The 12,533-nt window shown below is 71.7% G+C and carries 9 protein-coding genes; 4 read left to right on the forward strand and 5 right to left on the reverse strand.

Features of this window, described 5'->3' with window-relative positions; all coding sequences use genetic code 11:
• Window position 1: 1 nt before the first annotated feature.
• From ACLQ23_RS15260 to ACLQ23_RS15275, 4 genes are all read right to left on the reverse strand, one after another.
• Window positions 2-2,758 (reverse strand): hypothetical protein, encoded by a 2,757-nt coding sequence (locus ACLQ23_RS15260; RefSeq protein WP_355631809.1) that lies wholly within the window; start codon window positions 2,756-2,758, stop codon window positions 2-4.
• Between the two features lie 78 nt (window positions 2,759-2,836).
• Complete coding sequence (locus ACLQ23_RS15265; RefSeq protein WP_355590520.1) at window positions 2,837-3,145, reverse strand: cupin; 309 nt, start codon at window positions 3,143-3,145, stop codon at window positions 2,837-2,839.
• The gene (locus tag ACLQ23_RS15270) at window positions 3,142-4,092 is read right to left on the reverse strand and encodes an LLM class F420-dependent oxidoreductase (RefSeq protein ID WP_355591369.1); all 951 of its coding nucleotides are present in this window, start codon (window positions 4,090-4,092) and stop codon (window positions 3,142-3,144) included. Before ACLQ23_RS15270 ends, ACLQ23_RS15265 begins: the two co-directional genes overlap by 4 nt.
• 2 nt (window positions 4,093-4,094) lie before the next feature.
• Window positions 4,095-4,880: an ABC transporter ATP-binding protein gene (locus ACLQ23_RS15275; RefSeq protein ID WP_355590523.1), complete on the reverse strand. Its 786-nt coding sequence runs from the start codon at window positions 4,878-4,880 to the stop codon at window positions 4,095-4,097.
• 269 nt (window positions 4,881-5,149) lie between these two features.
• Here ACLQ23_RS15275 and ACLQ23_RS15280 point away from each other — a divergent pair, with 269 nt between their 5' ends.
• Entirely contained in the window at window positions 5,150-6,181 is a 1,032-nt protein-coding gene (locus tag ACLQ23_RS15280) for an ABC transporter substrate-binding protein (RefSeq protein ID WP_355590526.1), read from the forward strand.
• 163 nt (window positions 6,182-6,344) lie between these two features.
• Entirely contained in the window at window positions 6,345-7,142 is a 798-nt protein-coding gene (locus tag ACLQ23_RS15285) for an ABC transporter permease (protein ID WP_425880783.1), read from the forward strand.
• A 141-nt stretch (window positions 7,143-7,283) separates the two neighbouring features.
• Here the strand turns inward: ACLQ23_RS15285 and ACLQ23_RS15290 are convergent, their stop codons facing one another.
• Window positions 7,284-8,465 (reverse strand): ABC transporter substrate-binding protein, encoded by a 1,182-nt coding sequence (locus tag ACLQ23_RS15290; RefSeq protein ID WP_355590532.1) that lies wholly within the window; start codon window positions 8,463-8,465, stop codon window positions 7,284-7,286.
• A 446-nt stretch (window positions 8,466-8,911) separates the two neighbouring features.
• On the opposite strand from ACLQ23_RS15290, the gene ACLQ23_RS15295 reads away from it, so the two are divergent.
• Window positions 8,912-12,088, forward strand: a complete 3,177-nt coding sequence (locus ACLQ23_RS15295; RefSeq protein WP_425880750.1) for a nitrate- and nitrite sensing domain-containing protein — start codon at window positions 8,912-8,914, stop codon at window positions 12,086-12,088.
• A complete protein-coding gene (locus ACLQ23_RS15300) occupies window positions 12,085-12,492 on the forward strand; it encodes a roadblock/LC7 domain-containing protein (protein ID WP_007465177.1) in 408 nt (135 codons plus the stop codon). Before ACLQ23_RS15295 ends, ACLQ23_RS15300 begins: the two co-directional genes overlap by 4 nt.
• The last annotated feature ends 41 nt before the right edge of the window (window positions 12,493-12,533 follow it).

The raw sequence follows: 12,533 nt of genomic DNA on the forward strand, positions 1-12,533 counted from the left end.
CTCAGTCGCGGTGGTGGCGGCCGGTGGAGCGCAGGGAGCGCCGGCCGTCCTCCTGCTCCGGTTCGTTGTCCGCGACAGGCTTGCCGAGGCCGGCGACCCAGTCGACGAACTCTTCGTCCTGCGTGGGCAGCGGCTCCGACGCAGCCGTCCCGGGTCGATTCTCCGCCTCGGTCCGGGACCGGCCGCGCCGGAACAGGCTGCCGAGCCGTTCGCGCCGGCTGGGCTGCTCCGCGTCGCCGCTGGTCGGCCCGTCGGTGGTGCCGGGCTGTCCCGGTACCACAGTGGACGCGCCTGGTCCGGCCGGGGCTGCCGTCTCGGAGGCAGCACCTTGCTCGGAGTCGTCGATGGCACTGGTGGCCTGGCCGGGAGTCCGTGGGACTGCCGTCGGACCGGGCTGCGAAGCCGTCGGGTCGGTGCGGCGGGCCGTGTTGAAGGCGTCCCAGCTGCTGACCCGGCTCAGGTCCGGCAGCGGTGCCCGGTGCCGGGGCCGGGGTGTCCACCCGGACGACTCCTCGGAGGTGCCCGACGTGCCCGGAGCAGGCGCTGCGGTGTCATCGACCTGCGGTGACGTCGTCCACGTCGGGGCCACGGGCCAGGCCGGCGGAGCCGGCGTCCAGCGGTCGGTCCCCGGATCTGCGGCGGCCGGCGTGCCGAACAGCGAGCCGCCGGCAGCAGCTTCGGTCGCGGGCTGGGCGGCGCGGGCCGCATTGGACGCGTCGGCGATCGCGGGCTCGCTCGTCGGCCCGGCTGTGGCGTCCGGCTGCGCTGCCGGCCCTGCGTCGGAGGTGCCTGCGGTAGCAGTGGTTGTGGAACCGGTCATGGCCCGCTGACCCTTTCGGCCGGTCGTGGTGGCCCGGCCCGCCTTTTCGCGGGTCGGCGTGGCCTGGCTCTCGCCGGCCGGCTGAGCGTCGCCCTCTTCGCCGGGGCGAGTGCCGCCCTCCTCTGCCGGGGCGTCGGCGCTGATGTCGGCGCTTACCCTGCCGGACCGGGCGGACTTGCGGGCGCGGCCGGCAGCCGGTGCCGCCGCGACAGCGGGTCCGTCCTGCGCGGCGCTTTCGGTGACGGTGCCGGGCGCGGGCACGGCCTCGGTGCCGGATGCGGCGGCCTCGGTGGTGCTTGTCGCTGCGGCCTTCGTCTTGTGGGTCCGACGCGGCTTGGGGGCCGGCCCGTCGCCCGCACTCCCGGTGGCCGCGCTCGCACCTGTCGCATCGGTGCCGGCTGTGCTCGCGCCCGGCGTGCTCGTGCTCGTCGGGACCGTGCCCGCGTCCGCCGTACCTGTGCCTGTCTCGACGCCCGTCCTGCCCGTGGTCGGGTGGTCTGTCAGCACGCTGTCGCTTGTCGGCTGGGCCGCGCCACTCGTGGCCGTCGCCGCGCTGGCGGCGAGGCCGCCATCGGCCGTGCCGTCCACTGGGCCTGCGTCTCCGGTGCGACCAGTGTCTCCGATGTGCCCTGCGGCTGCGGCGCGGCCTGTGTCGCCGATACGGCCGGCCGGGACGCTTGACGTCGAGGTGGTGCCGGCCGAGCCGATGATCTCGGTGCTGGCCGTTCCGGACGGCCCGGAGAGGCCGTCGCCTGTCGTACCGGTCGGTGGGGAAGCATCTGTCGACGCGCCCGCTCGCGCCGGGCTGGTGGTGGCTGGCCCGTACTGACCGCTGGCCGTGGTCGTCGGCCAGTCCCAGTGGGCGGGGACGGTGCGTACGGCGGCGATGTCGTCGGTGGCGCGCGGGCCTGGACGGGCCCCGGCCAGCTCGGCGCCGACGGTGGTCGGGTCGGTGGCCGCTGTGGTGTCGCCGTCGCCCGCCGGATCCGCCGATGTCGCAGGCGCGGTGCCCGGTAGCGCCGGGCCGGCGGCGAGCGGACGCAGGATGTCGGTGGGCTCGATCGCCTGTCGACCGGAGGTGCTGCCGGCACCGATGGGCCAGCGCAACAGGGCGGCCGCGGCGGCTCCGAGCGCACCGGCGAGAACCGCGATCAACGCGCCGTAGTAGGGGGTTGCCTGGTAGCGGTCCACAGCATCGCCGGGGCCGGCGGTCAGGTAGGCGAACGCCACAAGGACCGGACCGGCCACCCCTGTCGCGCCGCTGACCAGCGGAACCTGGCCGCGCGAGCGGGCCAGCGCGGCTGTCGCCGCTCCCGCGAGCAGCGCCACGATGGGCAGCAGGACGAGCGCCAGCCGTTGCGCTGCGGCGTCGTCCAGCCAGCTCGGTTCGAGTACGCCGAGTCGGACCGTGGGCAGCGGGCCGACTGTGCCGAGGGACGGCAGGACGGAGATCAGCGCCAGGAGCCAGACCGCGCCGGCCACGGCCGCCATGTTCCAGCCCAGTTCGGGTCGGAGCAGGACGGCGATCGCCGCACCGGCCCCGATCACCGCGCCGAGCACGGCGCAGATGCCGACCGCCCAGACCGGGTCGACGGAGATAAGCTCGGCGGCCCGTGCGGGCTGCATGCAGAGCGGGGCGACCACCGTGGCGCCGAGCGCGGCGGCACCGCCGACGGCCAGTTGCCGGCCGGTGCTGGCCGTCGGGGCGTCCCGGCGGGCCAGGCGACCGGTAAGGACGGCGCCGGCCACTGCCGCGTTCGCGGCGAACCAGCCGACCCACACGAGCTGGGCCGGCCACTGGTTGACGGTCGTGCCGGTGAACGCGCCGGTGAGTCGGACGATGCCGAAGCCGTACGCGACGCCGAGCTGGCCCGCTCCGGCCAGCACGCTCACCCCAAGCGCCGTGAGCAGGAGCTTGCCCCAGGTCCGATAGGCCATGTCGGGCACGTTACGCACCCGGTACACCCGATCGCCACCGGCGCGCCGCGCGGCGCGCCGAGGCGCGCTACGGCGGGTCTACTTGAGTTCGACCAGGCGGGCCAGGTATGTCGTGTCCCCGACATTGGTGAGCATATGCACCGCTCCGGGGTCGCGGTAGACGACACCGCCGGTGGGTTCGTCGGCGTCGATCCGCGTGCCGTCGATGGTCTGCACGATGTTCTTGGCGCCCTGAACCGCGATCACCAGGTAGGGGTGGTCGTGCCGGTGCAGGGGCTGCCGCTCGCCCGGTTCGAGCCGGATGTGCCACACCCGGACCCGGTCGTTCTCGTACACGATCTCCTGGCCCACCGGCCCGAGTTCGGTTTCGTCGATCGTTTCGCTCATCGTGCACCGTCCAGTTGCGGGAGCACCTCGGCGGCGATCAGCTCGAGGTGGTCGAGGTCTGAGAGGTCGGTCATGCGCAGGTGCACCCGGGTGGTGCCGATCTCGGCGAACTCACCGATCCGCTGCACGAGCTGTGCGGGCGAGCCGACCACCGGGTCCTCCGGCGGCAGCGCGCTCTTCTCGTGCAGTGGTGCGGCCCGCCGCTGCGCCTCCGCGTCGGTACGCCCGATGGCCACCACGATCCCGGCGGACAGCACCAGCGGCGGGCGCCCCGATTCGGCACGGGCGGTACGGGCGCACGCCTCGCGTACGCGGTCGTACGCGCCGGAGGTCTCCGCCACGGACTTGAAGGGCATGTTGAACTCGGTCGCATAGCGGGCGGCCAGGTCGGGGGTGCGCTTGGGGCCGCGTCCGCCCACGATGATCGGCGGGCCGGGCACCTGCACGGGCTTGGGCAGGGCGGGCGCGTCGACCAGCTGGTAGTGGTCGCCGGTGAAGCTGTACGTCTCGCCCGGCGGGGTGGTCCACAGGCCGGTGAGCACCTCAAGCTGCTCGGCAAGCCGGTCGAAGCGCTCGCCGACGGCCGGGAACGGGATGCCGTACGAGGTGTGTTCGCGGGCGTACCAGCCGGCGCCGATGCCCAGCTCGATCCGGCCCCCGCTCATCTGGTCGACCTGCGCGACCATCACCGCCAGCGGGCCGGGCAGGCGGAACGTCGCCGACGTCACAAGGGTGCCGAGGCGGATCCGTTCGGTCTCGCGGGCAAGCGCGGCGAGGGTCAGCCAGGCGTCAGTGGGGCCGGGCAGACCCGGGTCGTCACCCATCGCCTGGTAGTGGTCGGCGCGGAGGAAACCCTCGTAGCCGGCGGCCTCCACGAGGCGGGCGAACCGCAGTTGGTCGTCGTAGCTTGCGCCCCGGTGCGGCTCGGTGAACACCGACACCCGCATGGTCATCGTCCTTCCGCGCCGGCCGCGGCCGGCTGGTCGCGTTCCATCAACAGCTCGTGCAGGTCGGCGCTGACCTGGGCCACGTCGGCGAGGTGGGCGTTGCGGCCCAGGGTGCGGGGTCGGGGGATGTTCACCTCGACGACCTTGCGGATCCGCCCGGGGCGAGGGCTCAGCACGACCACCCGGTCGGCGAGCAGGACCGCCTCGTCGATCGAGTGGGTGACGAAGACGATCGTGGGCTTGTTCTCCATGTGCACGCGCTGGAGCTCGCCGGAGAGTTCCTCGCGGGTGAGCGCGTCCAGCGCCGAGAACGGCTCGTCCATCAGCATCACCCGGGGGTCGCCGATCAGCGACCGGCACAGCGACACCCGCTGCTGCATGCCGCCGGAAAGCTCGTGCGGCAGCCGCTTCTCGAACCCGGCAAGCCCTGCCACGTCGAGCAGTTGCTGGGCCCGCTCGCGGTGCTTGGCGCGGCTCCAGCCGAAGATCTCCACCGGCAGCAGGACGTTGTCGAGCACTGTGCGCCAGGGCAGCAGGGCCGGCTTCTGGAACAGCATGGCGATGTCCCGGCGGGGACGGGTGATCGGCGTACCGGCCACTGTGATCTCGCCGGCGGTCAGCGGGATCAGCCCGGCGATCAGCCGCAGCAGCGTGGACTTACCGCAGCCGGAGCGCCCGAGCACGGCGACGAACTCGCCCTCGGCGACGTCGAGGTCGATGCCGCGCAGCGCCTCCACACGGCCGGACCGGCCCTCGAAGGTACGCGACACCCCGGACAGTCGGATCATCTCCGGCGGACCTCCGCTGAGTGGACGGTCAGGAATCCGACAAAGGCTAGCGGTCGCGTCTCGGTATCGCACCGTCCGGGGTGGTCGTCATGTTGTTTCCGTTCCGCAACCCGATATGCCTGGCGTCGCAACTGTGGGTTTCTCGTACGCTGTGCCCGCGAAGAGTCCCCTCACGACGGCGGTGCCCGGCTTCTACCCCTCCTGCCGGTTCCGTCGCGACAACCCCTCCGTGGCCTGCGGCCCCGGTCGGAAAGGACATGGTGCTACTGATGAGAAGGCTGACCCGTACGGTCGCTACGGCCGCGTTGGCCACTGCCCTCGCCCTCGTCTCCGCCTGCAGCAGCGGGTCGGACTCGTCGGACGACGCCAAGGGCGGCAACGGCGGGACGTTGGAGAAGGTGACCTACCTCACCTCCTTCGGCAACTTCGGCCGCGACTCCTACGCCTGGGTGGCGAAGGAGAAGGGCTTCTTCAAGGACGCCGGGTTCGACGTAGAGATCAAGGCTGGTCAGGGCACCGGCGGCGTGATCCAGACCGTCGTCGGCGGCCAGGCCGACTTCGGGCCGATCGACCTCACCGGCGGTCTGCTCCAGCTCGGCAACGGGCAGGCGAAGGACTTCGTGGCGGTGGCCGCGATCCAGCAGCGCACGATGGCCGCCATCGCCACCGTCGAGGGCAAGAACATCAACTCTCCGAAGGACCTCGAGGGCAAGAAGCTTGCCGACACGCCGGGGTCCGTGGTCCGCAACCTGTTCCCGACGTACGCCCGGCTCGCCGGTGTGGATGTCAGCAAGGTGACCTGGGTCAACGGTGAGGCGCAGGCGCTGATCGGCACGCTTGCCAACGGTTCGGTGGACGGCATCGGCCAGTTCGTCGTCGGCCAGCCGACCATCGAGGCGGTGTCCAAGAAGAAGGCAGTCATGCTGCCGTACAGCAACGTGATGCAGGACCTCTACGGCAACGTGCTGATCACCTCCTCGAAGATCGCCAAGGAGAAGCCCGACATGGTGAAGCGCTTCACCGCGGCGCTGCTCAAGGGCCTGGAGTACAGCCTGGCGAACTCCAAGGAGGCCGGCGAGATCCTGAAGAAGAACGTCGACGCCGCCAACCCGGCCGCCGCCGCCGCGGAGCTGGACCTGATGGCCGCCTACGTCCGCTCGGGTAACTCGGGCACCGCGATCGGCACGCTGGACAGCGGCCGCGTCGCGAAGAGCATCGCGATCCTGCAGGGCGCTGGCGCGCTCAAGCAGAACATCGCCCCGGAGCAGATCATCGACTTCAGCCTCGCGCCGAAGGCCTGATCGTCCGGTCGTCACAAGGGGGGTACGTCGCGCCGGTTCCGGCGTGACGTACCCCCGTCGCTCGTCGGCCCCAAGGGCCTTCGGATATCGAGGAGGAAAGATGGCCGACGTCCGGTCAGCGGAGCCGGCGGTGACGGCGGCCCCATCCCCGGGCACCGGGCCGGTGGCGGGGTCGACGGGTCGGGGCTCCGGCCTGCGTGCCGGGACCGGAGCGGCGTTGCTGCCCGTGGCCGGCCTCCTGATCGCCTTGGCGGTGTGGTGGCTGGTCGCCCGGCTGGAGCTGGTGCACCCGGCTGCGCTGCCGCCGCCGGGGGACGTGCTCACCGCGTTCGTTGACAAGCCCGTCCAGATGCTGGAGCACACTTGGGCCACGCTGCTGGAGATCCTGATCGGCTTCGCCCTCTCGGCGGTCGCCGGTGTCCTGATCGGACTCTCCCTGGCCAGCTCCCGCACCGTGGAGCAGATGTTCACGCCGCTGCTTGTCGCGATCAACGCCGTACCCAAGATCACGTTGGGTCCGCTGCTGGTGGTGGCGCTCGGGTGGGGTCAGAAGCCGATCCTGACCATGGTGTTCCTGCTCTGCTTCTTTCCGATCGTGCTCTCCACGGCGACCGGGCTGACCACCACGCCGGCCGATCTGGCCGAGCTGGTCCGCTCCTGGAACGCCTCCCGCTGGCAGGCGTTCCGCAAGGTACGGTTCCCGGCCGCGCTGCCGCAGATCTTCGTCGGGCTCAAGGTGGCGATGCCGCTGGCCGCGATCGGCGCGGTGATCGGTGAGTTCCAGGCCGGCGAGGACGGCCTGGGCTACGTGATCCTCCAGTACGCGGGTGTCGGCGACACAGCGACCGCCTGGGCGGCGATCATGCTGGTGGCGCTGGTGAGCATCCTGCTGTATGCGGCGCTGCTGCTCATCGAGCGGCTCGCCCTGCCCTGGGTCCGAGAAACCACAAGCAGCCACTGAGAAACCAAAGATCAACCCACAAAACGCAAAGGGCCGGCCCCAACCAGGGGCCGGCCCTTTGCGTTCGACGCTGCCCCACCCCACCACCCGGCACACGACGAGAGCCAAGCCGGACGACAAGAACCAAGGAGGCCCGGCGCGTTACCCAGCCAACCGCCACCGGCCGTTGCGGGCGACAAGCGTGGTGAGTGCCTGCGGCATCAGTCCGGAGTGGTTGTCGGGCGTCATCCGGATGGGGCCGGACAGGCCGTCCATCTGGGACGTCTCCAGCACGTCACGGATGCCGTCGCGGTCGACCTGACCGATCGGGCCGCCGGCACGCAGCTCGGCGTCGGCGATGAGCTGGATCGCGTCGGCGGCGAAGGACGAGGACCCGTTGTACCCGCCGAAGCGTGCCGTGTACTCCTGGAACCACTGGCGTCGGGCAGCCTTCGCCGGTGTGGTGGCAATCACGTCGTCGATCACCATCGTTTGAGTGAAGATCAACGTAGCTCGTTCGGTGGCCCGGGCCGCCGCGCCGAGGAAGAGGTCGCCGGCCGCTGCGGCGTCGAAGAAGAGCGCCCCCCGGAAGCCAGCCTGCTGGGCGCTGGTGGCCGTGAGGGCTGCCTGCTCCGGCGGGGTCCAGACCACCAGGGCGTCGGGCTTGAGCCGGTTGAGCTTGCCGACCTGCTGACCGACCTCCGTGTCGGTGTTCTTCACCGACTCCTCACCGGCGGCCTTGATGTTGGCCTTGGTCAGTTCGCGGCGTAGCGCTACCACGCCCTCCCGGCCGTAATCGTCGTCGCTGTAGAGCAGGCCGACCTTGCGGATGTTCTTGCGGCGCAGTTCGGCGGTGAGTGCGGCGGCGCTGTCGACGGCGTTCGGACCGAGCTTGAACACGTAACGCCGCTGGGCGACCGGGCTGGCGATCGCCCCGGAAGCGGCTAGCGCAATGGTGGGAATCCGCTTCTCGTTGATGACGCCAACCGCGCCGACAGCGCATTCGTTGCAGCCGCCCATGATGATGGCGCTGACCCGGGAATCGCTGCTGAAGTCGGCGATGTTGCGCAGTGACTCGGCGGCGTCGGAACGGTTGTCCTTCACCTTCAGCTCGATCTTCCGGTCATTCAGTGCTCCGGAGGAGTTCAACTGGTCTCTCTTGAGTTCCAGCGCGCGCTGGTATGCCCGGCCGACGGGTGCGGCGGCGCCGGACAGTTCGAGGTCGGCGGCGATCACGATCGGACTCGTGTCCCGCTCCGCTCCGCCGAACTGGCAGCCGGTGAGCGTGGTGGCCACTACGGCCGATGCGAGCGCCGCGATGGTCGCGGAGCGGATGGGGCTCAACTCAGTCCTCCAGGTGCGGGCGCGGGCGCTGCCCGGTCACCGCCGCTAATCCGTCCTCAGTGGAGGACGGGATCTCCTCTGCCGTACGGTGTGTGCGCGAAGCGTGCAAAACCTTGCCAATGGCTGGCGCTGTGGTCAAGCGCGGACCCCGGTCGCATTTTCGGGACGGCCATCCCACATGCTGGGGTAGCGCAATGTTTGCAAAAGCTCACTTTGCATACACGCGTGACCACTCTGGAGTTACATGCCCTGTTCAGGGGCTTGCGGAAATGAAGGTATCAGTTGACCGGATCACGGGTTCCGCGCCGTCCGACCGTTTCCTACCGCCCTGCGGCTTCCCAAACAGGATCTTCTCTGATGAAATCGCGGCCGTGCCGCGCGTGGTCCCCTCCGCTTACGGCATGGTTCGGCGGGTCAAGCGGGGAAGAAACGACGGAGGCGATGTCGTGAGCACCGGACCGACGACCCTGCCCGCGCCCGGCGACGCCGCTGGGCGTACGCGCCGGAGGCTGCCGAGACTGCGGGACGCCCGGATCCGGTCCAAACTGGCGCTGATCCTGGTCGTTCCGGTGGCCGCGGTGATCGCGCTGGCCACCGTCCGGCTCATCTCGGTGGGCGAGGGCGCCTTCGACGCCACCCGGGCGCGGTCGCTCACCGCGCTCTCCATCGACGTCAGTGCGCTGACCCAGGATCTCCACGCCGAGCGGATGGCCGCAGCCGCCTATCTGGCTGCCCCGCAGCAGCCGGCCGACGCCTACAACCTGCGGGTGCGGCAGACGCAGCAGCGGACGGACGAGTACCGCGCCGAGCGCGCCCGGATCGGCGAGGTGCCGGCGGCGCTGCGAGGCCGGCTCAAGGCCATCGACGACCACCTGGCCACACTGGACGGCACCCGCCAGGAGGTGCTGGACCGCCGGCAGATGGCCGTCGCCGAGGCGTTGCTGCGCTACGGCGTCATCCTCACCGACCTGGTCGCCTACGGCGACGGGCTGGCTCAGCTGCCCGGCGACGAAGGCCTCTCGGACAGCCGCCGGGCGGTCGCCGCGTTCGCCCATGCCAAGGCGGCCGTCGCCGAGGAGGAGGCGGTCGCCTTCTCGGCGCTGACCGCCGGCCAGCTCGACCCGGAACAGTTCTCGTCCTTCGTGGCAACGTTGACCAGCCAGCAGGAGGCCCTTGTCGCCTTCTCACTCGCCGCCGACCCCACGCAGCGGTCGCTGGTCAACAGCACGGTGGCCGGTGACGCGGTCGGCCTGGCCGACCGGGTGGCGAGCGACATCACCCGCTCCGTCGGGCAGCGTCCGCTGGTAAGCGCCCAGGACGCCACCGCCGCCATCGGCGCGGTGAACGACCTGATGCGCTGGGCCGAGATCCAACTTCAGGACCGGCTGCTCGCGCAGGCCGACGAGGCGCGTGCGGCAGTCATCCGGCAGGCAGTGGTCGAGTCCATCCTGGTGCTGCTCACCCTCATCATCGCCATCTCGCTGGCCGTGGTGCTGGCTCGTTCGCTCAACCACTCGCTGCGCCGCCTCCGTGAGGGTGCGCTCTCGGTGGCCAACCACGACCTGCCCGACGCCGTGCAACGCCTACAGAACATGGGCAGCGTCGGTGACGGCGGGGTGGAGGAGATCGTCCGGCAGGTCCGGGACCCCATCCAGCTCAACAACCGCGACGAGGTCGGCCAGGTGGCATTGGCCTTCAACGTCGTCCACCGCGAGGCGGTACGGGTCGCGGCCGAGCAGGCAGCTCTGCGTACCAGCGTCTCGGCGATGTTCCTCAACCTGGCCCGCCGCAGTCAGACCCTGGTCGACCGGATGATCGGCGAGCTGGACGCGATCGAGCGCGGCGAGGAGGACCCGAAGCGGCTGGCGCAGCTCTTCGAGCTGGACCACCTGGCCACCCGAATGCGCCGCAACGACGAGAACCTGCTGGTCCTGGCCGGCGCAGACTCCGCAGTGCCGCGCCGCGACGACGCGCTTGTCGTGGACGTCCTGCGCGCCGCCCAGTCCGAGGTGGAGCTGTACAACCGCATCGAGTTCGGCACCGTCGACACCGACATCTCGGTGGCCGCGCACGCCGTCAACGACGTGGTACGGCTCGTCGCCGAACTGCTCGACAACGCCACAAGGTTCTCGCCGCCGAACACCACTGTCGTCGCCGACGGTCGCCGCATCCGCGACTACGTGCTGATCCAGATCGAGGACCGCGGCCTCGGCCTCAGTGACGAGCAGCTCGAATCGCTCAACCGGCGACTGGCCGCGCCACCGAGCGTGGACGTCGCCGCGTTCCGCCTGATGGGTCTCGCCGTGGTGAGCAAGCTCGCCGCCCGCTACAGCATCCGGGTGGAGCTGCGCCGCAACGTCGAGGGCGGCACCGTCGCCCAGGTGACACTGCCCGCCGCCACAGTGGTGCTGCCCACCAACCGGGGGCGCGAGCAGACGCTCACCCGGCAGCGCCAGCCGATGGCAGTCGAGCAGACGCCGCTCACCCCCGTCGGCCACGCCGAGTCGTACGCCGGAGCCACCACCTCGGCCCCGACGTTGCCGGACCAGTGGCGGACCAGCGCGCCGGCACCGGCGCCGGCACAGTGGCAGTCCCCGCTCGACACGCGGGACACCACTCCCGCCGTGCAGGCCGGCGGCTTCGCCGGAGCACGCCCGACGGCACCGCCCGCCGCGGCACCCGCCGCCCCGCTTCCACCGGCCCGGCCCGCGTACAGCAACGGCGCGGGCACCTCGATGGGCAGCCCGACAGTGGCGTACCCGACCATCGCCCCGCTGCCCCGGCGCAGCGCGACGGCCGACCCCGCCGACGGTCGGAACGCACCGGTGCTGCCGGTCGGACCGGTCGCCGGCCCCGGTGCCGTCGCGCCGCCCGCCGCCCCGCCAGCCCGGCCGGTCGCGCCGCCCACGCCGCCCGCCCCGGTGACCAACCGGCCGGACTTCCCGGCAGAGGCACCGATATTCCGGGAGATGGAGGCGGTCTGGTTCCGGTCACACGGGGACGACGCCACAGCGATCTTCACCCGGCCGCAGTTCGACACGCCGCCTGCACCCGCCGACGCAGGCCTGGCGAATGCCGGGATGCGCGCGAGCACCGCAGGCCAGACGGCCGCCGCGTCCGCGCCGACAGTGACACCGGCCCGGCCGCCGCTGCCGACGCGTACCCCGGGTAGCTCCGGCGACGGCACCGGAACGGCAGGCGGGGGGAGCATGGACGGGTTCAGCAGCGGAAGCAACGGCGGCCGCGACGCCGCGCCGTCGACGCCACCACCGTCGTACACGCCGCCGCCGGCCGCCCGGCCGGTGCCGGCAGCGGCCACCCCTCCGCCCGCGCCCCCCGCCCCCGACGCGGACGCCTGGCGGACCGCGGCGGACGAGGGCTGGTCCCGCGCCAGCCGGGCCGCCGAGCCGGCGCCGGCGGGCACCACCCGCTCGGGTCTGCCCAAGCGGGTGCCGCAGGCGCAGCTCGTGCCGGGCGGCATCGAACCCAAGGGTGGCCGGGACCGCAGCCGGCGGACCCCCGATGAAGTACGCGGCCTGCTGTCGGCCTACCACCGCGGCGTGCAGCGCGGCCGGTCGGCCGGCACGGACCTGAACAGCACCTCGACCAAGGAGAGCCGATGAACAGGCCAGCTGCCATGCAGGACATGGGTTGGCTGCTCACCAACTTCGCCGACAGCGTGGCGGGGATCGCCCACGTGGTGGCGGTGTCCGCCGACGGGCTGCTGCTCGCCTCCTCCCGGGACCTGCCGGGGGACCGGGCGGACCAGCTCGCCGCCATCACCTCCGGCGTGGTGAGCCTGACCGAGGGCGCGGCACGGATGTTCAGTGCGGGCGGGGTGTTGCAGACCGTCATCGAGATGGACAGCGGCTACCTGTTCCTCATGTCGATCAGCGACGGCTCGTCGATGGCAGTGCTCGCGGCGCGCAGTTGCGACGTGGGCCAGGTCGGCTACGAGATGGCGCTGCTTGTGGAGCGGGTGGGTGCCGCGCTGGTGCCGCTGCCGCGAGACGCGGTGCGCTCGTAGCGCCGAAACCGGATGCGGACCGCGTGCCGGAACAGGGATGG

Source organism: Micromonospora sp. DT41 (assembly GCF_049841715.1).
GTDB classification, from domain to species: Bacteria; Actinomycetota; Actinomycetes; order Mycobacteriales; family Micromonosporaceae; genus Micromonospora; species Micromonospora profundi.